Annotated in this window: 21 protein-coding genes and 2 tRNA genes; 18 read left to right on the top strand and 5 right to left on the bottom strand. The window is 50.6% G+C overall.

What is annotated here, in order from left to right; all coding sequences use genetic code 11:
• Positions 1-23 precede the first annotated feature (23 nt).
• Both ibaG and murA read left to right on the top strand, forming a co-directional pair.
• Positions 24-278: a BolA family iron metabolism protein IbaG gene (gene ibaG, locus QUE74_RS20520; RefSeq protein ID WP_000429656.1), complete on the top strand. Its 255-nt coding sequence runs from the start codon at positions 24-26 to the stop codon at positions 276-278.
• Positions 279-332: 54 nt separating this feature from the next.
• Entirely contained in the window at positions 333-1,592 is a 1,260-nt protein-coding gene (murA, locus tag QUE74_RS20515; RefSeq protein ID WP_000357278.1) for a UDP-N-acetylglucosamine 1-carboxyvinyltransferase, read from the top strand.
• A 47-nt stretch (positions 1,593-1,639) separates the two neighbouring features.
• Here the strand turns inward: murA and sfsB are convergent, their stop codons facing one another.
• Entirely contained in the window at positions 1,640-1,918 is a 279-nt protein-coding gene (gene sfsB, locus QUE74_RS20510; RefSeq protein ID WP_000445413.1) for a DNA-binding transcriptional regulator SfsB, read from the bottom strand.
• Positions 1,919-2,146: 228 nt separating this feature from the next.
• Complete coding sequence (gene ispB / locus QUE74_RS20505) at positions 2,147-3,118, bottom strand: octaprenyl diphosphate synthase (protein WP_001047331.1); 972 nt, start codon at positions 3,116-3,118, stop codon at positions 2,147-2,149.
• 258 nt (positions 3,119-3,376) lie between these two features.
• On the opposite strand from ispB, the gene rplU reads away from it, so the two are divergent.
• The 4 genes from rplU to cgtA all read left to right on the top strand — a co-directional run bounded on the left by rplU (position 3,377) and on the right by cgtA (position 6,246).
• Positions 3,377-3,688 (top strand): 50S ribosomal protein L21, encoded by a 312-nt coding sequence (gene rplU / locus QUE74_RS20500; RefSeq protein ID WP_000271401.1) that lies wholly within the window; start codon positions 3,377-3,379, stop codon positions 3,686-3,688.
• A gap of 20 nt (positions 3,689-3,708) precedes the next feature.
• Entirely contained in the window at positions 3,709-3,966 is a 258-nt protein-coding gene (rpmA, locus tag QUE74_RS20495; RefSeq protein WP_000940595.1) for a 50S ribosomal protein L27, read from the top strand.
• A gap of 126 nt (positions 3,967-4,092) precedes the next feature.
• Positions 4,093-5,058: a DMT family transporter gene (locus QUE74_RS20490; RefSeq protein ID WP_000813040.1), complete on the top strand. Its 966-nt coding sequence runs from the start codon at positions 4,093-4,095 to the stop codon at positions 5,056-5,058.
• A gap of 15 nt (positions 5,059-5,073) precedes the next feature.
• A complete protein-coding gene (gene cgtA, locus QUE74_RS20485) occupies positions 5,074-6,246 on the top strand; it encodes an Obg family GTPase CgtA (RefSeq protein ID WP_000673561.1) in 1,173 nt (390 codons plus the stop codon).
• A gap of 40 nt (positions 6,247-6,286) precedes the next feature.
• Here the strand turns inward: cgtA and dacB are convergent, their stop codons facing one another.
• A complete protein-coding gene (dacB, locus tag QUE74_RS20480) occupies positions 6,287-7,720 on the bottom strand; it encodes a serine-type D-Ala-D-Ala carboxypeptidase (RefSeq protein WP_001212631.1) in 1,434 nt (477 codons plus the stop codon).
• Between the two features lie 247 nt (positions 7,721-7,967).
• Between dacB and greA the strand changes: the two genes are divergently transcribed.
• A complete protein-coding gene (gene greA / locus QUE74_RS20475) occupies positions 7,968-8,444 on the top strand; it encodes a transcription elongation factor GreA (protein WP_001148001.1) in 477 nt (158 codons plus the stop codon).
• A 155-nt stretch (positions 8,445-8,599) separates the two neighbouring features.
• On the opposite strand, the gene yhbY is transcribed toward greA, so the two are convergent.
• On the bottom strand, positions 8,600-8,893 hold the full coding sequence (gene yhbY / locus QUE74_RS20470) for a ribosome assembly RNA-binding protein YhbY (protein WP_001054420.1): 294 nt from the start codon (positions 8,891-8,893) through the stop codon (positions 8,600-8,602).
• Positions 8,894-9,018: 125 nt separating this feature from the next.
• On the opposite strand from yhbY, the gene rlmE reads away from it, so the two are divergent.
• From rlmE to QUE74_RS20435, 7 genes are all read left to right on the top strand, one after another.
• On the top strand, positions 9,019-9,648 hold the full coding sequence (gene rlmE, locus QUE74_RS20465) for a 23S rRNA (uridine(2552)-2'-O)-methyltransferase RlmE (protein ID WP_000145975.1): 630 nt from the start codon (positions 9,019-9,021) through the stop codon (positions 9,646-9,648).
• 99 nt (positions 9,649-9,747) lie between these two features.
• Positions 9,748-11,682, top strand: a complete 1,935-nt coding sequence (ftsH, locus tag QUE74_RS20460) for an ATP-dependent zinc metalloprotease FtsH (protein WP_001107467.1) — start codon at positions 9,748-9,750, stop codon at positions 11,680-11,682.
• An 89-nt stretch (positions 11,683-11,771) separates the two neighbouring features.
• Positions 11,772-12,620, top strand: a complete 849-nt coding sequence (gene folP / locus QUE74_RS20455; protein WP_000764731.1) for a dihydropteroate synthase — start codon at positions 11,772-11,774, stop codon at positions 12,618-12,620.
• Positions 12,613-13,950, top strand: a complete 1,338-nt coding sequence (gene glmM / locus QUE74_RS20450; RefSeq protein WP_000071137.1) for a phosphoglucosamine mutase — start codon at positions 12,613-12,615, stop codon at positions 13,948-13,950. Before folP ends, glmM begins: the two co-directional genes overlap by 8 nt.
• A gap of 227 nt (positions 13,951-14,177) precedes the next feature.
• A complete protein-coding gene (gene secG, locus QUE74_RS20445; RefSeq protein ID WP_001295556.1) occupies positions 14,178-14,510 on the top strand; it encodes a preprotein translocase subunit SecG in 333 nt (110 codons plus the stop codon).
• Between the two features lie 14 nt (positions 14,511-14,524).
• Positions 14,525-14,611 (top strand) — tRNA-Leu (locus QUE74_RS20440).
• 456 nt (positions 14,612-15,067) lie between these two features.
• Positions 15,068-16,693, top strand: coding sequence for a phosphoethanolamine transferase family protein (locus QUE74_RS20435; RefSeq protein WP_074394112.1), 1,626 nt, complete (start codon positions 15,068-15,070; stop codon positions 16,691-16,693).
• 7 nt (positions 16,694-16,700) lie between these two features.
• On the opposite strand, the gene argG is transcribed toward QUE74_RS20435, so the two are convergent.
• Positions 16,701-18,044 carry an argininosuccinate synthase gene (gene argG / locus QUE74_RS20430; protein WP_000207675.1) on the bottom strand — a complete coding sequence of 448 codons (1,344 nt, stop codon included), beginning with the start codon at positions 18,042-18,044 and terminating at the stop codon, positions 16,701-16,703.
• Between the two features lie 347 nt (positions 18,045-18,391).
• On the opposite strand from argG, the gene QUE74_RS20425 reads away from it, so the two are divergent.
• From QUE74_RS20425 to infB, 4 genes are all read left to right on the top strand, one after another.
• Positions 18,392-18,468 (top strand) — tRNA-Met (locus QUE74_RS20425).
• Positions 18,469-18,674: 206 nt separating this feature from the next.
• Positions 18,675-19,127, top strand: coding sequence for a ribosome maturation factor RimP (rimP, locus tag QUE74_RS20420; protein ID WP_001300397.1), 453 nt, complete (start codon positions 18,675-18,677; stop codon positions 19,125-19,127).
• Between the two features lie 27 nt (positions 19,128-19,154).
• On the top strand, positions 19,155-20,642 hold the full coding sequence (nusA, locus tag QUE74_RS20415; protein ID WP_001031046.1) for a transcription termination factor NusA: 1,488 nt from the start codon (positions 19,155-19,157) through the stop codon (positions 20,640-20,642).
• 24 nt (positions 20,643-20,666) lie between these two features.
• Positions 20,667-23,339 carry a translation initiation factor IF-2 gene (infB, locus tag QUE74_RS20410; RefSeq protein WP_000133052.1) on the top strand — a complete coding sequence of 891 codons (2,673 nt, stop codon included), beginning with the start codon at positions 20,667-20,669 and terminating at the stop codon, positions 23,337-23,339.
• The last annotated feature ends 12 nt before the right edge of the window (positions 23,340-23,351 follow it).

Below are 23,351 nucleotides of genomic sequence, written 5' to 3'. Positions count from 1 at the left end.
ATTAACTGATGATTGAAGATCCCATGGAAAATAATGAAATTCAGAGCGTGTTGATGAACGCTCTCTCCCTCCAGGAAGTCCACGTTTCCGGCGATGGCAGCCACTTTCAGGTTATTGCCGTGGGTGAGTTGTTTGACGGCATGAGTCGGGTTAAAAAACAGCAGACGGTCTATGGCCCGCTGATGGAATATATTGCGGATAACCGCATTCATGCTGTGTCGATCAAAGCGTATACCCCTGCGGAGTGGGCGCGCGATCGCAAACTGAACGGCTTTTGAGCTATGGGCGATTCGCCGGTAGCGGATATGAATTGTTAACTGAGAACAAACTAAATGGATAAATTTCGTGTTCAGGGGCCAACGAAGCTCCAGGGCGAAGTCACAATTTCCGGCGCTAAAAATGCTGCTCTGCCTATTCTTTTTGCCGCACTACTGGCGGAAGAACCGGTAGAGATCCAGAACGTCCCGAAACTGAAAGACGTTGATACATCAATGAAGCTGCTAAGCCAGCTGGGTGCGAAAGTAGAGCGTAATGGTTCTGTGCATATTGATGCCCGCGAGGTTAATGTATTCTGCGCACCTTACGATCTGGTTAAAACCATGCGTGCCTCTATCTGGGCACTGGGGCCGCTGGTAGCGCGCTTTGGGCAGGGGCAAGTTTCACTGCCTGGCGGTTGTACGATCGGTGCGCGTCCGGTTGATCTACACATTTCTGGCCTCGAACAATTAGGCGCGACCATCAAACTGGAAGAAGGTTACGTTAAAGCTTCCGTCGACGGTCGTCTGAAAGGCGCACATATCGTGATGGATAAAGTCAGCGTTGGCGCAACGGTGACCATCATGTGTGCTGCAACCCTGGCGGAAGGCACCACGATTATTGAAAACGCAGCGCGTGAACCGGAAATCGTCGATACCGCGAACTTCCTGATTACGCTGGGTGCGAAAATTAGCGGTCAGGGCACCGATCGTATCATCATCGAAGGTGTGGAACGTTTAGGCGGCGGTGTCTATCGCGTGCTGCCGGATCGTATCGAAACCGGTACTTTCCTTGTGGCGGCGGCGATCTCTCGCGGCAAAATTATCTGCCGTAACGCTCAGCCAGATACTCTTGACGCCGTGCTGGCGAAATTGCGTGACGCTGGAGCGGACATTGAAGTCGGCGAAGACTGGATTAGCCTGGATATGCATGGCAAACGGCCGAAAGCTGTTAACGTACGTACCGCGCCGCATCCGGCATTCCCGACCGATATGCAGGCCCAGTTCACACTGCTGAACCTGGTGGCAGAAGGCACCGGATTCATCACCGAAACGGTCTTTGAAAACCGCTTTATGCACGTACCAGAGCTGAGTCGTATGGGCGCGCATGCCGAAATTGAAAGTAATACCGTTATTTGTCACGGTGTTGAAAAACTTTCTGGCGCACAGGTTATGGCAACCGATCTACGTGCTTCAGCAAGCCTGGTGCTGGCTGGTTGTATTGCGGAAGGGACAACGGTGGTTGATCGTATTTATCACATCGATCGTGGCTACGAACGTATTGAAGACAAACTGCGCGCTTTAGGTGCAAATATTGAGCGTGTGAAAGGCGAGTAATCGTCCGAGAGCTGGCAGCCCCGTTCGCGGGGCTACCGCCAGACCACTCATTTTTTCGGTTTAGTGTAGCTACGCATCAACTGCGTTCTGTCGATAAACTCATGGGTCTGCGGATCATGGTAGCGTGATGGCCAGATAACCCAGGGGTCAGTTCCCAGTGCTTTCGCAATAATCATCTCTCCTTTCGGCCATGGGCGCGATAATGCGTTCGCCAGCGTTGAGGAACTCAAACCATTTCTACGAGATTCCGCCGCCATTGACGTTCCTTTCTTGCGTAAACCCGCAATGATGTCAGCGGGATGCCAGTCAATGAAATTACTTTCCATCTTTCCTCACTCCTTAAGTTAGTCGCTTTCATTCAGAACACTTCTTCTGTCGAGCATCACTATACTCCTGATGGCCTATTGCTCTAAAAAGTTCCTGTAAAGAGTGTGAATATTCAGAATATATAAAGATACATACACTGGTTTTTCAGGCGTTATTACGCTGAATAAGTGTTTTTATGGAACTTATTGGAATCATCCCGCGCACTGCGCGGGATGAGGGGGAGGGGATTAACGATCGCGTTGAACAGCGATGTGCGCGAGGCCGATGAGTGCTTCTCGCCACGGGGTGTCCGGGAGCACCTGTAACGCTGCGATGGCTTTGTCTGCTTCTTCCTCGGCACGCTGACGCGTCCATTCAAGAGAGCCACAAGCGTTCATTGCTTCCAAAACCGGTTCCAGAAGATGACGACCGTTACCCTGTTCGATGGCGGTACGGATCATCTGCGCCTGTTCAGGTGTGCCATGATGCATCGCATGCAGCAGCGGCAGCGTTGGTTTACCTTCGTTCAGATCGTCGCCGACGTTTTTACCCAACTGTTCGCCATCGGCATTGTAATCGAGCAAATCGTCGATCAACTGGAAAGCGGTGCCGAGATAACGCCCATAATCTTGCAGGCCTTTCTCCTCCTCCGGCGAACAACCTGCCAGAATCCCGGAACACTGCGCGGCAGCCTCAAACAGACGCGCGGTCTTGCTGTAGATAACGCGCATGTAGTTTTCTTCGGTGATGTCCGGGTCGTTAACGTTCATCAGTTGCAGAACTTCACCTTCTGCGATGACGTTTACGGCTTCAGACATCACTTCCAGCACTTTGAGCGAACCGAGGCTGGTCATCATCTGGAACGCGCGGGTATAAATAAAATCGCCTACCAGCACACTGGCAGCATTGCCAAACGCAGCGTTGGCGGTAGCTTTACCCCTGCGCATATCTGATTCATCCACTACGTCGTCGTGTAGCAGAGTCGCCGTGTGGATAAATTCGATCAGGGCTGCAATGGTGACATGCGCATTTCCCTCATAGCCAACAGCTCGTGCAGCCAGTACAGCAATCATCGGACGAATACGTTTACCGCCGCCGCTGACGATGTAATAGCCTAACTGATTGATCAGTTGGACGTCGGAATTAAGCTGCTCGAGAATTGCCGCATTAACACCCGCCATATCTTGCGCGGTTAACTCATTGATTTTTTCTAAATTCATCGCAAAAGCCGGGCTTTTCGCCCCGATTACCTTACTGTGAACAAAGGCAACTTAGGGTTTATGGTTAGGAATATAGGGTGATTGTACTGAAAAAATGGCACAGATAAACGTTACCGTACAAGTTGTGTTTTTTTTCTTCGTGTATTGACTGTAGCACTTGTCAAAGGCGTGCGTTTTGCGTAATATTCGCGCCCTATTGTGAATATTTATAGCGCACTCTGAATCATTGAAAAGGTGTGCGCGGAAGCGGAGTTTTATATGTACGCGGTTTTCCAAAGTGGTGGTAAACAACACCGAGTAAGCGAAGGTCAGACCGTTCGCCTGGAAAAGCTGGACATCGCAACTGGCGAAACTGTTGAGTTCGCTGAAGTGCTGATGATCGCAAACGGTGAAGAAGTCAAAATCGGCGTTCCTTTCGTTGATGGCGGCGTAATCAAAGCTGAAGTTGTTGCTCACGGTCGTGGCGAGAAAGTTAAAATCGTTAAGTTTCGTCGTCGTAAACACTATCGTAAGCAGCAGGGCCATCGTCAGTGGTTCACTGATGTGAAAATTACTGGCATCAGCGCCTAAGACCTGAGGAGAGATTTCAAATGGCACATAAAAAGGCTGGCGGCTCCACACGTAACGGTCGCGATTCAGAAGCTAAACGCCTGGGCGTTAAGCGTTTCGGTGGCGAATCCGTTCTGGCGGGTAGCATCATCGTTCGTCAACGTGGTACCAAATTCCACGCAGGCGCTAACGTAGGTTGCGGTCGTGACCACACTCTGTTTGCTAAAGCAGACGGTAAAGTGAAATTCGAAGTTAAAGGCCCGAAAAACCGTAAATTTATCAGCATCGAAGCTGAATAAGTTTTTCGCGTCCCGGTAACGGATGAAAGCCCCGCAACACGTTGCGGGGCTTTTTACATTCGATAACCGGTAAAAATTCGCATCGTGCGGCGTTAACTCGCAAATGCGTTTTGTAGGGAATACGGTATGAAGCAGCAGGCAGGCATTGGCATTCTTTTGGCGCTCACTACCGCAATTTGCTGGGGTGCGTTGCCAATCGCAATGAAGCAGGTGCTGGAGGTGATGGAACCTCCGACAATCGTGTTTTACCGTTTCTTGATGGCGAGTATTGGCCTTGGTGCCATTCTTGCGGTGAAGAAGAGGTTGCCGCCATTACGCGTGTTTCGTAAGCCACGCTGGTTGATTTTGTTGGCAGTGGCGACCGCCGGGCTGTTTGGGAACTTCATCCTGTTCAGCTCATCCTTGCAATACCTGAGTCCGACCGCTTCGCAGGTGATTGGGCAACTCTCGCCAGTTGGCATGATGGTTGCCAGCGTATTTATCCTGAAAGAGAAAATGCGCAGCACCCAGGTAGTGGGGGCATTGATGCTCCTGAGCGGCCTGGTGATGTTTTTTAACACCAGTCTGGTTGAGATATTTACAAAGCTCACCGATTACACCTGGGGAGTTATTTTTGGGGTCGGTGCGGCGACGGTTTGGGTGAGTTATGGCGTAGCGCAGAAGGTTTTATTGCGTCGGCTGGCCTCACCGCAGATCCTGTTTTTGCTGTACACTTTATGTACAATTGCGCTCTTCCCTCTGGCAAATCCTGGAGTGATAGCGCAGCTTAGCCACTGGCAGCTCGCATGTTTAATTTTTTGCGGACTGAATACATTGGTAGGATATGGCGCCCTGGCGGAAGCGATGGCTCGCTGGCAGGCAGCGCAGGTGAGCGCGATCATCACGCTCACCCCACTGTTTACGCTGTTTTTTTCAGATCTTTTATCACTGGCCTGGCCCGATTTCTTCGCCAGACCGATGTTAAACCTTTTAGGTTATCTCGGTGCGTTTGTCGTGGTTGCGGGCGCGATGTATTCCGCCATTGGTCATCGTATTTGGGGCGGATTACGTAAGCATACAACGGTGGTATCGCAACCCCGCGCAGGCGAATGATTTACGGAGAATAAAATGAAGTTTGTTGATGAAGCATCGATTCTGGTCGTTGCAGGTGATGGCGGTAATGGTTGCGTGAGCTTCCGCCGCGAAAAGTATATTCCGAAAGGCGGCCCGGATGGCGGCGACGGCGGTGATGGTGGTGACGTCTGGATGGAAGCCGACGAGAACCTGAACACGCTGATCGATTATCGTTTTGAAAAATCTTTCCGTGCAGAACGCGGTCAGAACGGCGCAAGCCGCGATTGTACCGGTAAGCGCGGTAAAGACGTCACGATTAAAGTGCCGGTAGGTACGCGTGTTATCGATCAGGGTACCGGTGAAACCATGGGCGATATGACCAAACACGGTCAGCGTCTGCTGGTTGCCAAGGGCGGCTGGCACGGTCTGGGCAATACCCGCTTCAAATCGTCCGTTAACCGTACGCCACGGCAGAAAACCAACGGTACGCCGGGCGATAAGCGCGAGCTGCTGCTGGAGCTGATGCTGCTGGCTGACGTCGGTATGCTGGGAATGCCGAATGCGGGTAAATCGACCTTTATCCGCGCGGTCTCGGCGGCTAAACCGAAAGTGGCGGATTATCCGTTTACCACTCTGGTACCGAGCCTGGGTGTGGTTCGTATGGATAACGAAAAGAGCTTCGTTGTTGCCGATATTCCAGGACTGATTGAAGGCGCTGCGGAAGGCGCAGGTCTGGGCATTCGCTTCCTGAAACACCTGGAACGTTGCCGCGTCTTGTTGCACCTCATCGATATCGATCCGATTGACGGTACCGATCCGGTTGAAAACGCGCGTATTATTATCAGCGAGCTGGAAAAATACAGCCAGGATTTGGCGGCAAAACCACGTTGGTTAGTCTTCAACAAGATCGACCTGCTGGATAAGGCAGAAGCTGAAGAGAAAGCCAAAGCGATCGCGGAGGCGCTGGGCTGGGAAGATAAATATTATCTGATCTCTGCGGCGAGCGGACTGGGCGTGAAAGATCTCTGCTGGGATGTGATGACTTTTATCATTGAAAACCCAGTTGTGCAGGCCGAAGAAGCGAAACAGCCAGAGAAAGTCGAATTCATGTGGGATGATTATCACCGTCAGCAGCTTGAAGAGATTGCTGAAGAGGATGATGAAGACTGGGATGACGACTGGGACGAAGACGACGAAGAAGGCGTTGAGTTCATTTACAAGCGTTAATCAGCTAAACCCCGGCCATGTGCCGGGGTTTCTCTTTAGACTAATTATTCTGATAAATATCTTTATACAAACGGCTTTCAAAACGCACTAACGGAATGCGGCGATTACGCTGAGCCGCGGGTTCTACCGCATAGCCAGAAAGATATTGTACAAACGCCATTCGTTGCCCGCTCGCTGTGGTAATGAATCCCGCCAGGTTATATACCCCCTGCAAAGAACCGGTTTTTGCTGAGACCTTTCCGTCCACGCCAGCCTGATGCAGGCCCGCACGGTACTGCAAAGAGCCGTCATAGCCTGCCAGCGGCAGCATAGAGATAAAGTTAAGTTCATTGTCATGTTGGGCAATGTATTGCAGCACCTGCATCATGGTGGCAGGTGCAATCAGGTTATGCCGCGAAAGCCCTGAACCATCGGCAATAATCGTGTTACCAATATCGATACCAGCTTGCTGACGCAGGATCTGACGTACGGCATCCGATCCGGCCCGCCATGTTCCGGGCACATTGAAGCGCGCATGGCCTATCATGCGGAAAACCGTATCGGCAATCATGTTGTCTGACTTTTTCAGCATAATCTTAAGCAGATCGTGCAACGGGGCCGACTGTTTACTGGCAACTACCGTTCCGGGTTCATTAACCTGAGTCTGGCGCAGTAGTGTTCCGCTCCAGGTGATACCTGCCTGTTTTAACTCATCTTTCAGAATTGCACCGGCATAGCTGGCTCCATCCTGTATGGCAAAAGCCAACGGGAGCGGCTCAGAACGTTGTGGCAGGCATCCGGTCAGCGTAAAGCGGTTCAGGTCGCCTGGCACCACATCCAGCTCGCAATATTGCGCTTCGGCAGAACCACGGGGGAGGGTGCGTACCTGGCTGAACATCGTAACAGGGTAATAAGATGCCACGCGTATAAAGGCCATATCACCGGGTTTTTGGGCACTGTAGAGCGAGACGGAGAAACAGTTGCGGTCAACTATGGCGGCGGCAGGCGGAGCGCTAAAGCATTGTGTCATGTCATTCCACGGCCAGCCGGGGGCTTTATCGTGGCTGGCAAAAATGGAGGTGTCTATCAACACATTACCATCAATTTGGTTGACGCCAGATTTTTTCAAAGTCGTGACCATATTGCGAATATCCTGACGTTTTAACGTCGGATCGGCACCAAATCGCGCCACTAAGTCACCCTTGAGTACGCCGTTTTCCACATTGCCTTTGGTTTCAAGCGTAGTGGTAAAACGAAAATCGGGGCCGAGTTGAATCAACGCCGCCAGCGCAGTAATCACTTTCTGCGTACTCGCGGGCAACGCCATCTGCTGGCTGTGGTAATCAATAGCGGGGGCCGACGCGCCGACTTTTTGCACCATCAGGGCAAGGTTGGCACCAGCGGGAAGTTGAGTAATGTACTCATCAACATTTGCGGCCTGAACACTGAACGCTATACAGCTGGTCAATCCGATGATAAATCTGGAAAATCGCATAATCTCGCGCTAACAACCTGGAATCGAGCCGTCATACTACGGCGCAACGCCCTATAAAGTAAACGATGACCCTTCGGGAACTTCAGGGTAAAATGACTATCAAAATGTGAATTGTAGCTGACCTGGGACTTGTACCCGGGTCGGTATTTTTTTGCTTCTGGTCCCGGTGAGGAGTTATGCCGGGCAGGCCGAACAGCTGGGGTGGGTGGAGACTCGCCCCATCAGGAATATTCAAGAGGTATAACAAATGCAAGCTATTCCGATGACCTTACGCGGCGCTGAAAAATTACGCGAAGAGCTGGATTTTCTGAAATCTGTGCGCCGTCCTGAAATTATTGCTGCTATCGCGGAAGCGCGCGAGCATGGCGACCTGAAAGAAAACGCCGAATACCACGCAGCTCGTGAACAGCAGGGTTTCTGCGAAGGTCGTATCAAAGATATTGAAGCCAAACTGTCGAACGCCCAGGTGATTGATGTCACCAAAATGCCTAACAATGGGCGCGTTATTTTTGGTGCTACCGTAACGGTGTTGAATCTGGATTCTGACGAAGAGCAGACTTATCGCATCGTTGGCGATGACGAAGCTGACTTTAAACAGAACCTGATTTCTGTAAACTCGCCTATTGCCCGTGGCCTGATCGGCAAAGAAGAAGATGATGTTGTGGTCATCAAAACGCCGGGCGGCGAAGTAGAATTTGAAGTAATTAAGGTGGAATACCTGTAAGAATTACCCAATACTCAAGATGTTGATGTATTGTAAAGAAAGGAAAAAGGCCGCTATGCGGCCTTTTATCAACGAACAGAGCGTGGCATTTTGCTCTCCTGCCTGCGGAAAACCCCTCGTTTTACACAGCAAATGTGTGTAACTTTAGGATAATCTTAGCGCGGCAGCGAGATTTTACGTTCTTTAGTTGGGCGATAAAGCACCAGCGTTTTACCGATGACCTGTACATTACAGGCGCCGGTTTCGCGCACGATAGCTTCCACGATCAAGGTTTTAGTTTCGCGATCTTCGGTGGCGATTTTCACCTTGATGAGTTCATGGTGCTCTAACGCTTGTTCAATCTCGGCCAGTACCCCTTCGGTCAAACCATTACTGCCAAGCAGAACAACTGGCTTGAGCGGATGTGCCAGACCTTTCAGGTGCTGTTTTTGTTTAGTACTCAGATTCATCGTATTTTTTGCTTACGTTGGGATTGAAAACGGGTCATTCTACCGCCATCTCCCATATATCACCAAATAGGCGCGTAAAAATTTACGCAATTGGTTACGATGAGTTATCCCCATGGGAAAGTTAAATGACAGGTAAGAAGCGTTCTGCCAGCTCCAGCCGCTGGCTTCAGGAACACTTTAGCGATAAATATGTTCAACAGGCACAGAAAAAGGGGTTACGTTCCCGTGCCTGGTTTAAACTTGATGAAATACAGCAAAGTGACAAACTCTTTAAACCGGGAATGACGGTTGTCGACCTTGGTGCTGCTCCGGGTGGTTGGTCACAATATGTGGTCACCCAAATTGGCGGCAAAGGCCGCATCATCGCTTGCGATCTTTTACCTATGGATCCTATCGTTGGTGTGGACTTTCTTCAGGGCGATTTTCGTGATGAACTGGTGATGAAAGCACTGCTGGAGCGCGTTGGCGACAGCAAAGTCCAGGTTGTCATGTCCGATATGGCACCAAACATGAGCGGAACACCGGCGGTGGATATCCCCCGTGCCATGTATCTGGTGGAACTGGCGTTAGAAATGTGTCGTGATGTATTAGCGCCAGGTGGCAGTTTTGTAGTGAAGGTGTTCCAGGGCGAAGGTTTCGATGAGTATCTAAGGGAAATTCGCTCCCTGTTTACGAAGGTCAAAGTTCGTAAGCCGGACTCTTCTCGTGCACGTTCGCGGGAAGTGTATATTGTAGCGACCGGGCGTAAACCCTAACCGGGAGATTTCAGACGAAAGTTTGAAAGATGCTGGATATAGAGTATCCTGACGCTGTTTTTAACACAGTTGTAATAAGAGGTTAATCCCTTGAGTGACATGGCGAAAAACCTAATACTCTGGCTGGTCATTGCCGTTGTGCTGATGTCAGTATTCCAGAGCTTTGGGCCCAGCGAGTCTAATGGCCGTAAGGTGGATTACTCTACCTTCCTACAAGAGGTCAATAACGACCAGGTTCGTGAAGCGCGTATCAACGGACGTGAAATCAACGTTACCAAGAAAGATAGTAACCGTTATACCACTTACATTCCGGTTCAGGATCCGAAATTACTGGATAACCTGTTGACCAAGAACGTCAAGGTTGTCGGTGAACCGCCTGAAGAACCAAGCCTGCTGGCTTCTATCTTCATCTCCTGGTTCCCGATGCTGTTGCTGATTGGTGTCTGGATCTTCTTCATGCGTCAAATGCAGGGCGGCGGTGGCAAAGGTGCCATGTCGTTCGGTAAGAGCAAAGCGCGCATGCTGACGGAAGATCAGATCAAAACGACCTTTGCTGACGTTGCGGGCTGCGACGAAGCAAAAGAAGAAGTTGCTGAACTGGTTGAGTATCTGCGCGAGCCGAGCCGCTTCCAGAAACTCGGCGGTAAGATCCCGAAAGGCGTCCTGATGGTCGGTCCTCCGGGTACCGGTAAAACGCTGCTGGCGAAAGCGATTGCAGGCGAAGCGAAAGTTCCGTTCTTTACTATCTCCGGTTCTGACTTCGTAGAAATGTTCGTCGGTGTGGGTGCATCCCGTGTTCGTGACATGTTCGAACAGGCGAAGAAAGCGGCTCCGTGCATCATCTTTATCGATGAAATCGACGCCGTAGGCCGCCAGCGTGGCGCAGGTCTGGGCGGTGGTCACGATGAACGTGAACAGACTCTGAACCAGATGCTGGTTGAGATGGATGGCTTCGAAGGTAACGAAGGTATCATCGTTATCGCTGCGACTAACCGTCCGGACGTTCTCGACCCGGCGCTGCTGCGTCCTGGCCGTTTCGACCGTCAGGTTGTGGTTGGCTTGCCAGATGTTCGCGGCCGTGAGCAGATTCTGAAAGTTCACATGCGTCGCGTACCATTGGCACCCGATATCGACGCGGCAATCATTGCCCGTGGTACTCCTGGTTTCTCCGGTGCTGACCTGGCGAACCTGGTGAACGAAGCGGCACTGTTCGCTGCTCGTGGCAACAAACGTGTTGTGTCGATGGTTGAGTTCGAGAAAGCGAAAGACAAAATCATGATGGGTGCGGAACGTCGCTCCATGGTGATGACGGAAGCGCAAAAAGAATCGACTGCTTACCACGAAGCAGGTCACGCGATTATCGGTCGCCTGGTGCCGGAACACGATCCGGTGCACAAAGTAACGATTATCCCGCGCGGTCGTGCGCTGGGTGTGACCTTCTTCTTGCCTGAGGGCGACGCAATCAGCGCCAGCCGTCAGAAACTGGAAAGCCAGATTTCTACGCTGTACGGCGGTCGTCTGGCTGAAGAGATCATCTACGGGCCGGAACATGTTTCTACCGGGGCGTCCAACGATATTAAAGTTGCGACCAACCTGGCGCGTAACATGGTTACCCAGTGGGGCTTCTCTGAGAAACTCGGTCCGCTGCTGTATGCGGAAGAAGAAGGTGAAGTGTTCCTCGGTCGTAGCGTAGCGAAAGCGAAACATATGTCCGATGAAACGGCACGCATCATCGACCAGGAAGTGAAAGCACTGATCGAGCGTAACTATAATCGTGCGCGTCAGCTTCTGACCGACAACATGGATATTCTGCATGCGATGAAAGATGCTCTCATGAAATATGAGACTATCGACGCACCGCAGATTGATGACCTGATGGCACGTCGCGATGTACGTCCGCCAGCGGGCTGGGAAGAACCAGGCGCTTCTAACAATTCTGGCGACAATGGTAGTCCAAAGGCTCCGCGTCCGGTTGATGAACCGCGTACGCCGAACCCGGGTAACACCATGTCAGAGCAGTTAGGCGACAAGTAAGTTCCCGCATTAGATGACTGTATTTGTACTGAAAACCCCGGGGCGTGCTCCGGGGTTTTTTCTTATCAATTCATACCAGGGATAACATCATGAAACTCTTTGCCCAGGGCACTTCACTGGACCTTAGCCATCCTCACGTAATGGGGATCCTCAACGTTACGCCTGATTCCTTTTCGGATGGCGGCACGCATAACTCGCTGATAGATGCGGTGAAACATGCGAATCTGATGATTAACGCTGGCGCGACGATCATTGACGTTGGTGGCGAGTCCACGCGCCCAGGGGCGGCGGAAGTTAGCGTTGAAGAAGAGTTGCAACGTGTTATTCCTGTGGTTGAGGCAATTGCTCAACGCTTCGAAGTCTGGATCTCGGTAGATACTTCCAAACCAGAAGTCATCCGTGAGTCAGCGAAAGTTGGTGCTCACATTATTAACGATATTCGCTCCCTTTCCGAACCTGGCGCTCTGGAAGCTGCTGCAGAAACCGGTTTGCCAGTTTGCCTGATGCATATGCAGGGAAATCCAAAAACCATGCAGGAAGCCCCGAAGTATGACGATGTCTTTGCGGAAGTGAATCGCTACTTTATTGAGCAAATAGCACGTTGCGAGCAGGCGGGTATCGCAAAAGAGAAATTGTTGCTCGACCCCGGATTCGGTTTCGGTAAAAATCTCTCCCATAACTATTCATTACTGGCGCGCCTGGCTGAATTTCACCATTTCAACCTGCCGCTGTTGGTGGGTATGTCACGAAAATCGATGATTGGGCAATTGCTGAACGTGGGGCCGTCCGAGCGCCTGAGCGGTAGTTTGGCCTGTGCGGTCATTGCCGCAATGCAAGGTGCGCACATCATTCGTGTTCATGACGTCAAAGAAACCGTAGAAGCGATGCGGGTGGTGGAAGCCACTCTGTCTGCAAAGGAAAACAAACGCTATGAGTAATCGTAAATATTTCGGTACCGATGGGATTCGTGGTCGTGTAGGGGATGCGCCGATCACCCCTGATTTTGTACTTAAGTTGGGTTGGGCCGCCGGTAAAGTGCTGGCGCGCCACGGCTCGCGTAAGATCATTATTGGTAAAGACACGCGTATTTCTGGCTATATGCTGGAGTCAGCACTGGAAGCGGGTCTGGCGGCTGCGGGCCTTTCCGCACTCTTTACAGGCCCGATGCCTACACCTGCCGTGGCTTATCTGACGCGTACCTTCCGCGCAGAGGCCGGGATTGTAATTTCTGCATCGCATAACCCATTCTACGATAACGGCATTAAATTCTTTTCTATTGACGGTACTAAGCTGCCGGATGCAGTTGAAGAAGCCATCGAAGCGGAAATGGAAAAAGAGATCAGCTGTGTTGATTCGGCAGAACTGGGTAAAGCCAGCCGTATCGTTGATGCTGCGGGTCGCTATATCGAGTTTTGCAAAGCCACGTTCCCGAACGAACTTAGCCTCAGTGAACTGAAGATTGTGGTGGATTGCGCAAATGGCGCGACTTATCACATCGCGCCGAACGTGCTGCGTGAATTGGGGGCGAACGTTATCGCTATCGGTTGTGAGCCGAACGGCGTAAACATCAATGCCGAAGTGGGGGCAACTGATGTTCGTGCGTTACAGGCGCGCGTACTGGCTGAAAAAGCAGATCTTGGTATCGCCTTTGACGGTGACGGCGACCGTGTGATTATGGTTGACCATGAAGGCAATAAAGTCGATGGCGACCAGATTATGTATATCATCGCGCGCGAAGGTCTGCGTCAGGGCCAACTGCGTGGTGGCGCGGTGGGTACATTGATGAGCAACATGGGGCTGGAACTGGCGCTGAAACAGTTAGGAATTCCATTTGCGCGCGCGAAAGTGGGTGACCGCTACGTACTGGAAAAAATGCAGGAGAAAGGCTGGCGTATCGGTGCAGAGAACTCTGGTCATGTGATCCTGCTGGATAAAACCACAACCGGTGACGGCATCGTTGCTGGTTTGCAGGTGCTGGCGGCGATGGCGCGTAACCATATGAGCCTGCACGATCTTTGCAGCGGCATGAAAATGTTCCCGCAGATTCTGGTTAACGTGCGTTACACCGCAGGTAGTGGCGATCCGCTGGAGCATGAATCAGTCAAAGCCGTGACCGCAGAAGTTGAAGCGGCGCTGGGCAGCCGCGGACGTGTGCTGTTGCGTAAATCCGGCACCGAGCCATTAATTCGCGTGATGGTGGAAGGCGAAGACGAAGCGCAGGTGACTGAATTTGCACACCGCATCGCTGATGCAGTAAAAGCCGTTTAAAACAGTAGAAGGCTGGCTAAAAAGGCGGCGATTGTCGCCTTTTTTCTCAGCGAACACATCGGTTTTGCTGTTTTTTTCCGCAGTTGATACAATGCGATAAAATTGCCCTTGCGAAGGTCATTCGCTTTGGTTAGTATTCACACCCGCTTCAGTGGGAAAGATTAAAAACTCCCGCTTTATTGGTTGAAGCATTGGTACGCGGCAACTCCGCAAGGAACAGGTTGATTATGTACGAAGCTCTTTTAGTAGTTTTCCTTATTGTGGCAATTGGCCTTGTTGGTCTGATCATGCTGCAGCAAGGTAAAGGCGCTGATATGGGAGCCTCCTTCGGAGCAGGCGCTTCCGCTACGCTGTTTGGTTCAAGTGGTTCTGGTAACTTCATGACCCGCATGACGGCGCTGCTGGCAACGTTATTCTTCATCATCAGTCTGGTGCTGGGTAACATCAATAGCAACAAAACCAATAAAGGTAGTGAATGGGAAAACCTGAGTGCGCCGGCCAAAACCGAACAAACTCAGCCAGCTGCTCCGGCTAAGCCGACCAGCGATATCCCGAACTAAAAAGTAGTATCCGTGCCGAGGTGGTGGAATTGGTAGACACGCTACCTTGAGGTGGTAGTGCCCAATAGGGCTTACGGGTTCAAGTCCCGTCCTCGGTACCAAATTCCAGAAAAGAGACGCTGAAAAGCGTCTTTTTTCGTTTTGGTCCTGGTCTGAGGAATGGTTGTCAGGTATCTGTATCTCGTCCAGTTGCTTTACTCGTAGCTGGTTCTTTGAAACGATGGTGCCGGTACGCCTTAGTTATAAACTTTTCCCTACTGCTGACATAATTGGCACTTTATTGTGTCAACTCCAGTTCCGGTACGAATACGGATATGTTTACTTCTCGATAAACCATCCTGCTCCTGTCAGTATAACTACTGATGGCTACGTTCTGCGTAATGTTTAGAGACGCATTGATAATGTTATTTAATTACTGAGAACAATGGCCGCATCATTTAAAAAGAAAAAACTAACAGTGTTTCGGTCTGATATGGATCAGCGTTGAAAAACATGTCTGATATAAAATTGAACATTGTTGATAATTGTTTATATTGGTTGTGAACTTGGATTTCTGGATGACAGTATTCAACAAATTTGTTAGAAGTTTTAAATCTCATTGGTTGTTGTATCTTTGTGTTATTGTTTTTGGTATTACGAACTTAGTCGCCTCTTCCGGAGCGCATATGGTTCAGCGATTGCTGTTCTTCGTTCTGACCATCCTGGTTGTTAAACGTATATCATCCCTTCCGCTTCGCCTGCTTGTTGCCGCATCATTTGTGTTACTGACAGCGGCAGACATGAGTATTAGCCTCTATTCATGGTGTACCTTTGGTACAACTTTCAATGATGGATTTGCGATTAGTGTGCTGCAGAGTGATCCGGATGAAGTTGTCAAAATGCTGGGGATGTATATCCCTTATCTATGTGCTTTTGCCTTTTTATCCCTTCTTTTTTTGGCAGTAATAATAAAATATGATGTTTCCTTGCCGACGAAAAAAGTGACAGGAATATTATTGCTGATTGTCATTTCGGGCAGTTTATTTTCCGCTTGTCAATTTGCTTATAAAGATGCAAAAAATAAAAAAGCGTTCAGTCCATATATACTAGCGTCGCGATTTGCTACCTATACACCGTTTTTCAATCTCAATTATTTTGCTTTAGCAGCGAAAGAGCATCAAAGATTACTCTCAATTGCAAACACGGTGCCGAATTTTCAATTATCAGTCAGGGATACAGGTATTGATACCTACGTGTTGATTGTGGGGGAGTCTGTACGTGTCGACAATATGTCTTTGTATGGATATACACGCTCTACGACACCGCAAGTCGAAGCACAAAGAAAACAGATCAAACTGTTTAATCAAGCAATAAGCGGTGCACCTTACACTGCGCTGTCGGTTCCCCTTTCTTTAACTGCTGATTCTGTTTTGAGTCATGACATTCATAATTACCCGGACAACATTATTAATATGGCTAATCAAGCAGGATTTCAGACTTTCTGGCTAAGCTCGCAATCCGCTTTTCGGCAGAATGGTACAGCAGTTACCAGTATCGCCATGCGCGCCATGGAAACAGTCTATGTCAGAGGATTTGATGAATTGTTGTTGCCGCATTTATCGCAAGCGTTACAGCAAAAGACGCAGCAAAAGAAACTGATTGTTCTTCATTTAAATGGAAGCCATGAACCGGCTTGTAGCGCCTATCCGCAATCCAGCGCCGTGTTTCAACCACAGGACGATCAGGATGCCTGCTATGACAACTCCATTCATTACACAGATAGTTTGCTAGGTCAGGTTTTTGAATTATTAAAAGATCGCCGAGCCTCGGTCATGTATTTTGCCGACCATGGCCTGGAACGCGACCCGACGAAGAAGAACATTTATTTTCATGGAGGCAGGGAGGCCAGCCAGCAGGCATATCATGTTCCGATGTTTATCTGGTATAGCCCCGTTCTTGGGGATGGCGTGGATCGCACAACGGAAAACGATATCTTTTCCACTGCTTACAATAATTACCTTATTAATGCGTGGATGGGGGTAACAAAGCCGGAACAGCCGCAAACGCTGGAGGAAGTGATTGCACACTATAAAGGAGATTCACGGGTTGTAGATGCAAACCATGATGTTTTCGATTTTGTGATGCTAAGAAAGGAGTTTACTGAGGATAAGCAAGGTAACCCCACCCCTGAAGGGCAGGGTTGATGTCGAATTACTGGCCTTTATTTTCCAGATTCTCCACCTGCGGCACGCCCGAAGCGGCAGAGGAGGAGAGCAGGCCAGTTTTGGCATAACCGAAAAGTTTCTCGCGGGTATCGGTGATATCCAGGTTGCGCATGGTCAGTTGACCGATACGATCATCTGGCGAGAACACCGAGTCGCCTTTTTCCATCGTCAGACGCTCTGGCTTGTAGGTCAGATTGTCAGAGACGGTATTAAGGATGGAGTAATCGTTCCCGCGGCGCAGTTCCAGGGTAACTTCACCAGTGATCTGGCTGGCAACCCAGCGTTGCAGGGAGTCACGCAGCATCAGCGCCTGGGAGTCAAACCAACGTCCCTGGTACAGCAGACGGCCCAACTGACGACCATGTGCATGATACTGCTCAATGGTGTCTTCGTTGTGAATACCAGTAAGCAGACGTTCATACGCAATGTGCAGCAGCGCCATCCCCGGAGCCTCGTAAATACCACGGCTTTTCGCTTCGATGATACGGTTTTCAATCTGGTCGCTCATGCCCAGGCCGTGACGACCGCCGATGCGGTTAGCTTCCAGCATCATTTCTACGTCGTCGCTAAAGGTTTTACCGTTCAGCGCCACTGGATGACCTTGCTCAAAGCGTACTGTGACTTCTTCTGCCGGGATCTTCACGCTCTCATCCCAGAACTTCACGCCCATAATCGGGTTGACGATTTTGACGCTGGAGTTGAGGTATTCCAGATCCTTCGCTTCATGCGTTGCACCAAGCATGTTGGAGTCCGTGGAGTAGGCTTTTTCGACAGACATTTTGTAGTCGAAACCGCAGGCAATCATAAATTCAGACATTTCATGACGACCGCCCAGTTCATCAATAAAGTCAGTATCAAGCCACGGTTTGTAAATCTGCAGTTCAGCATTGGTCAGCAGACCGTAACGATAGAAACGTTCGATATCGTTTCCTTTATAGGTGCTGCCGTCACCCCAGATATTCACGCCATCTTCTTTCATGGCAGCAACCAGCATGGTGCCGGTCACGGCGCGGCCCAGCGGCGTCGTGTTGAAATAGGTCAGGCCGCCAGTGGTGTTATGAAATGCGCCACACTGAATAGCGGCAATACCTTCGGCCACCAGTTGTTTGCGGCAGTCGATCAGACGTGCGTTCTCCGCGCCGTATTCCATGGCACGACGAGGGATCGCATCATAATCCTCTTCGTCTGGCTGGCCCAGATTTGCAGTATATGCATAAGGAACCGCTCCCTTTTGTCGCATCCACAGCAGTGCGGCACTGGTGTCCAGACCGCCGGAAAAAGCGATACCAATACGTTGACCTACCGGGAGATGCTTGAGAATCGTCGTCATAAAATAACACCCTGCTTAATTAACTGATGATGAGCCTGGATTTCCGCTCTCACTGAATTTTTATGCAAAATAAATGAGTTTTCATTTAATCATCTTTTATCGGTGACAGGAAGAGTTTAGTGTGTTTTTTGTAAAATAATGCGCTTAAGGAGGAGCAGTAGAGGGCAAAAGTATTCGACAAACGAAAGTGAACTGGATATTCATTCACGCGATTAGCAATAAATGTTGACAAAATGTGGCGTGGATCACTATAATGCCTGCAGATTTTACGTCCCGTCTCGGTACACCAAATCCCAGCAGTGTTTGCATTTTTTACCCAAAACGAGTAGAATTTGCCACGTTTCAGGCGCGGGGTGGAGCAGCCTGGTAGCTCGTCGGGCTCATAACCCGAAGGTCGTCGGTTCAAATCCGGCCCCCGCAACCACTTTCCCTTAGAGTCCTTTTTCAAATATACTGTGAAGACTTCGGCCTTCGTAGTGGGATTTGAAAAAATCCTTCTGGAAAGTGCTCCAGACCGCAGTTGCGGTTATAGGGTTCAGTTATATAAAGCCCCGATTTATCGGGGTTTTTTGTTATCTGACTACAGAATAACTGGGCTTTAGGCCCTTTTTTTATGTCTTGGGGGTGGGCTTGTCCACATTAGAGCAAAAATTAACAGAGATGATTACTGCGCCAGTTGAGGCCCTGGGTTTTGAACTGGTTGGCATCGAGTTTATTCGCGGTCGCACATCCACACTGCGCATCTATATTGATAGTGAAGATGGCATCAATGTTGATGATTGTGCTGATGTGAGCCACCAGGTAAGTGCTGTGCTGGATGTCGAAGATCCCATCACCGTTGCTTATAACCTGGAAGTCTCCTCACCGGGTCTCGATCGCCCACTGTTCACGGCTGAACACTACGCCCGTTTCGTCGGAGAAGAGGTGACTCTGGTTCTCCGTATGGCGGTACAAAACCGTCGTAAATGGCAGGGCGTTATCAAAGCGGTAGACGGTGAAATGATCACAGTTACCGTCGAAGGTAAAGATGAAGTGTTCGCGCTGAGTAATATCCAGAAGGCGAACCTGGTTCCCCACTTTTAATAGTCTGGATGAGGTGAAAAGCCCGCGATGAACAAAGAAATTTTGGCTGTAGTTGAAGCCGTCTCCAATGAAAAGGCGCTGCCTCGCGAGAAAATTTTCGAAGCGTTGGAAAGCGCGCTGGCTACAGCAACCAAGAAAAAATACGAACAAGAGATCGACGTTCGCGTACAAATCGATCGCAAAAGCGGTGATTTTGACACCTTCCGTCGCTGGCTGGTAGTTGATGAAGTCACCCAGCCAACGAAAGAAATCACTCTTGAAGCTGCGCGCTTTGAAGATGAAAGCCTGAATCTGGGCGATTACGTTGAAGATCAGATTGAGTCTGTTACCTTTGACCGTATCACCACCCAGACGGCAAAACAGGTTATTGTGCAGAAAGTGCGTGAAGCCGAACGTGCGATGGTGGTTGATCAGTTCCGTGAACACGAAGGTGAAATCATCACCGGCGTGGTGAAAAAAGTAAACCGCGACAACATCTCTCTGGATCTGGGCAACAACGCTGAAGCCGTGATCCTGCGTGAAGATATGCTGCCGCGTGAAAACTTCCGCCCTGGCGACCGCGTTCGTGGTGTGCTCTATTCCGTTCGCCCGGAAGCGCGTGGCGCACAACTGTTCGTCACCCGTTCCAAGCCGGAAATGCTGATCGAACTGTTCCGCATTGAAGTGCCGGAAATCGGCGAAGAAGTGATTGAAATTAAAGCAGCGGCTCGCGACCCGGGTTCTCGTGCGAAAATCGCGGTGAAAACCAACGATAAACGTATCGATCCGGTAGGTGCTTGCGTAGGTATGCGTGGCGCGCGTGTTCAGGCAGTTTCTACTGAACTGGGCGGCGAACGTATCGATATCGTCCTGTGGGATGATAACCCGGCGCAGTTCGTGATTAACGCAATGGCACCGGCAGATGTTGCTTCTATCGTGGTGGATGAAGATAAACACACCATGGATATCGCCGTTGAAGCCGGTAATCTGGCGCAGGCGATTGGCCGTAACGGTCAGAACGTGCGTCTGGCTTCGCAACTGAGCGGTTGGGAACTCAACGTGATGACCGTTGACGACCTGCAGGCTAAGCATCAGGCAGAAGCGCACGCAGCGATCGACACCTTCACCAAATATCTCGACATCGACGAAGACTTTGCGACTGTCCTGGTAGAAGAAGGCTTCTCGACGCTGGAAGAACTGGCCTATGTGCCGATGAAAGAGCTGTTGGAAATCGAAGGCCTTGATGAGCCGACCGTTGAAGCACTGCGCGAGCGTGCTAAAAATGCACTGGCCACCATTGCACAGGCCCAGGAAGAAAGCCTCGGTGATAACAAACCGGCTGACGATCTGCTGAACCTTGAAGGGATAGATCGTGATTTGGCATTCAAACTGGCCGCCCGTGGCGTTTGTACGCTGGAAGATCTCGCCGAACAGGGCATTGATGATCTGGCTGATATCGAAGGGTTGACCGACGAAAAAGCCGGAGCACTGATTATGGCTGCCCGTAATATTTGCTGGTTCGGTGACGAAGCGTAATAAACTGTAGCAGGAAGGAACAGCATGACAGATGTAACGATTAAAACGCTGGCCGCAGAGCGACAGACCTCCGTGGAACGCCTGGTACAGCAATTTGCTGATGCAGGTATCCGGAAGTCTGCTGACGACTCTGTGTCCGCACAAGAGAAACAGACTTTAATTGACCACCTGAATCAGAAAAATTCAGGCCCGGACAAATTAACGCTGCAACGTAAAACCCGCAGCACCCTTAACATTCCTGGTACCGGTGGAAAAAGCAAATCGGTACAAATCGAAGTCCGCAAGAAACGCACCTTTGTGAAACGCGATCCGCAAGAGGCTGAACGCCTTGCTGCGGAAGAGCAGGCGCAGCGTGAAGCGGAAGAGCAAGCCCGTCGTGAGGCAGAAGAATCGGCCAAACGCGAGGCGCAACAAAAAGCTGAACGTGAGGCCGCAGAACAAGCTAAGCGTGAAGCCGCTGAACAAGCGAAACGTGAAGCTGCGGAAAAAGACAAAGTGAGCAATCAACAAGACGATATGACTAAAAACGCCCAGGCTGAAAAAGCCCGCCGTGAGCAGGAAGCTGCAGAGCTCAAGCGTAAAGCTGAAGAAGAAGCGCGTCGTAAACTCGAAGAAGAAGCACGTCGCGTTGCTGAAGAAGCACGTCGTATGGCGGAAGAAAACAAATGGACTGATAACGCGGAACCGACTGAAGATTCCAGCGATTATCACGTTACTACTTCTCAACATGCTCGCCAGGCAGAAGACGAAAGCGATCGTGAAGTCGAAGGCGGCCGTGGCCGTGGTCGTAACGCGAAAGCAGCGCGTCCGAAGAAAGGCAACAAACACTCTGAATCAAAAGCTGATCGTGAAGAAGCACGCGCAGCAGTACGTGGCGGTAAAGGCGGAAAACGTAAAGGTTCTTCGCTGCAGCAAGGCTTCCAGAAGCCAGCTCAGGCCGTTAACCGTGACGTTGTGATTGGCGAAACCATCACCGTTGGTGAACTGGCGAACAAGATGGCGGTTAAAGGTTCTCAGGTCATCAAAGCGATGATGAAACTGGGCGCAATGGCAACCATCAACCAGGTTATCGATCAGGAAACCGCACAGCTGGTTGCTGAAGAGATGGGCCACAAGGTTATCCTGCGTCGTGAAAACGAGCTGGAAGAAGCGGTAATGAGCGACCGTGACACAGGTGCTGCGGCTGAACCGCGCGCGCCGGTTGTGACCATCATGGGTCACGTTGACCACGGTAAAACCTCTTTGCTGGACTACATTCGTTCAACGAAAGTGGCCTCTGGCGAAGCGGGCGGCATTACCCAGCACATTGGTGCATACCACGTTGAAACTGAAAACGGCATGATCACCTTCCTGGACACCCCGGGGCACGCCGCGTTTACTTCAATGCGTGCACGTGGTGCGCAGGCAACGGACATCGTAGTCCTGGTTGTTGCTGCCGACGACGGCGTAATGCCGCAGACCATCGAAGCAATTCAGCACGCGAAAGCGGCAGGCGTGCCGGTTGTGGTTGCAGTGAACAAGATCGACAAACCAGAAGCCGATCCAGATCGCGTTAAGAACGAACTCTCCCAGTACGGCATCCTGCCGGAAGAGTGGGGCGGTGAAAGCCAGTTCGTACACGTGTCTGCGAAAGCAGGTACCGGTATCGATGAACTGCTGGACGCTATCCTGTTGCAGGCAGAAGTTCTGGAACTGAAAGCGGTACGTAAAGGTATGGCGAGCGGTGCGGTTATCGAATCCTTCCTCGATAAAGGTCGTGGTCCGGTTGCTACCGTTCTGGTACGTGAAGGTACTCTGCACAAGGGCGACATCGTTCTGTGTGGTTTCGAATACGGTCGTGTTCGCGCAATGCGTAACGAAATGGGTCAGGAAGTGCTGGAAGCAGGTCCGTCCATTCCAGTTGAAATCCTTGGCTTGTCCGGTGTTCCGGCAGCGGGTGACGAAGTTACCGTAGTGCGTGACGAGAAGAAAGCACGTGAAGTTGCACTGTATCGTCAGGGCAAATTCCGTGAAGTTAAACTGGCACGTCAGCAGAAATCGAAACTCGAGAACATGTTCGCTAACATGACCGAAGGCGAAGTTCACGAAGTGAACATCGTTCTGAAGGCAGACGTTCAGGGTTCCGTGGAAGCGATCTCCGACTCCTTGCTGAAACTGTCTACTGACGAAGTTAAAGTGAAGATCATCGGTTCTGGCGTAGGTGGTATCACCGAAACCGACGCTACCCTGGCTGCGGCGTCCAACGCCATCCTGGTTGGTTTCAACGTACGTGCTGATGCCTCTGCACGTAAAGTGATTGAAGCGGAAAGCCTGGATCTGCGTTACTACTCCGTCATCTATAACCTGATCGACGAAGTGAAAGCGGCGATGAGCGGTATGCTGTCTCCGGAACTGAAACAGCAGATTATCGGTCTGGCGGAAGTTCGTGATGTGTTCAAATCACCGAAATTTGGTGCCATCGCAGGTTGTATGGTTACTGAAGGTGTGGTTAAACGTCACAATCCGATCCGCGTTCTGCGCGACAACGTGGTTATCTACGAAGGCGAGCTGGAGTCCCTGCGCCGCTTCAAAGATGACGTTAACGAAGTCCGTAACGGTATGGAATGTGGTATCGGCGTTAAGAACTACAACGACGTCCGCACTGGCGATGTGATCGAAGTATTCGAAATCATCGAGATCCAACGTACCATCGCTTAAGGTTTTTAGGGT

It is taken from the genome of Escherichia sp. 10290, assembly GCF_030295155.1.
Taxonomy (GTDB): Bacteria; Pseudomonadota; Gammaproteobacteria; order Enterobacterales; family Enterobacteriaceae; genus Escherichia; species Escherichia coli_F.
This window is presented reverse-complemented; position numbering and strand designations above follow the sequence as displayed.

Bases quoted from the DNA above. Each gene is read 5' to 3' on its own strand.
- dacB (WP_001212631.1), bottom strand. From the start codon at position 7,720: ATGCGATTTTCCAGATTTATCATCGGATTGACCAGCTGTATAGCGTTC.
- argG (WP_000207675.1), bottom strand. From the start codon at position 18,044: ATGACGACGATTCTCAAGCATCTCCCGGTAGGTCAACGTATTGGTATC.
- rpmA (WP_000940595.1), top strand. From the start codon at position 3,709: ATGGCACATAAAAAGGCTGGCGGCTCCACACGTAACGGTCGCGATTCA.
- sfsB (WP_000445413.1), bottom strand. From the start codon at position 1,918: ATGGAAAGTAATTTCATTGACTGGCATCCCGCTGACATCATTGCGGGT.
- greA (WP_001148001.1), top strand. From the start codon at position 7,968: ATGCAAGCTATTCCGATGACCTTACGCGGCGCTGAAAAATTACGCGAA.
- ftsH (WP_001107467.1), top strand. From the start codon at position 9,748: ATGGCGAAAAACCTAATACTCTGGCTGGTCATTGCCGTTGTGCTGATG.
- glmM (WP_000071137.1), top strand. From the start codon at position 12,613: ATGAGTAATCGTAAATATTTCGGTACCGATGGGATTCGTGGTCGTGTA.
- folP (WP_000764731.1), top strand. From the start codon at position 11,772: ATGAAACTCTTTGCCCAGGGCACTTCACTGGACCTTAGCCATCCTCAC.
- infB (WP_000133052.1), top strand. From the start codon at position 20,667: ATGACAGATGTAACGATTAAAACGCTGGCCGCAGAGCGACAGACCTCC.
- rplU (WP_000271401.1), top strand. From the start codon at position 3,377: ATGTACGCGGTTTTCCAAAGTGGTGGTAAACAACACCGAGTAAGCGAA.
- QUE74_RS20435 (WP_074394112.1), top strand. From the start codon at position 15,068: ATGACAGTATTCAACAAATTTGTTAGAAGTTTTAAATCTCATTGGTTG.
- cgtA (WP_000673561.1), top strand. From the start codon at position 5,074: ATGAAGTTTGTTGATGAAGCATCGATTCTGGTCGTTGCAGGTGATGGC.
- secG (WP_001295556.1), top strand. From the start codon at position 14,178: ATGTACGAAGCTCTTTTAGTAGTTTTCCTTATTGTGGCAATTGGCCTT.
- rlmE (WP_000145975.1), top strand. From the start codon at position 9,019: ATGACAGGTAAGAAGCGTTCTGCCAGCTCCAGCCGCTGGCTTCAGGAA.
- QUE74_RS20490 (WP_000813040.1), top strand. From the start codon at position 4,093: ATGAAGCAGCAGGCAGGCATTGGCATTCTTTTGGCGCTCACTACCGCA.
- yhbY (WP_001054420.1), bottom strand. From the start codon at position 8,893: ATGAATCTGAGTACTAAACAAAAACAGCACCTGAAAGGTCTGGCACAT.
- murA (WP_000357278.1), top strand. From the start codon at position 333: ATGGATAAATTTCGTGTTCAGGGGCCAACGAAGCTCCAGGGCGAAGTC.
- ibaG (WP_000429656.1), top strand. From the start codon at position 24: ATGGAAAATAATGAAATTCAGAGCGTGTTGATGAACGCTCTCTCCCTC.
- ispB (WP_001047331.1), bottom strand. From the start codon at position 3,118: ATGAATTTAGAAAAAATCAATGAGTTAACCGCGCAAGATATGGCGGGT.
- nusA (WP_001031046.1), top strand. From the start codon at position 19,155: ATGAACAAAGAAATTTTGGCTGTAGTTGAAGCCGTCTCCAATGAAAAG.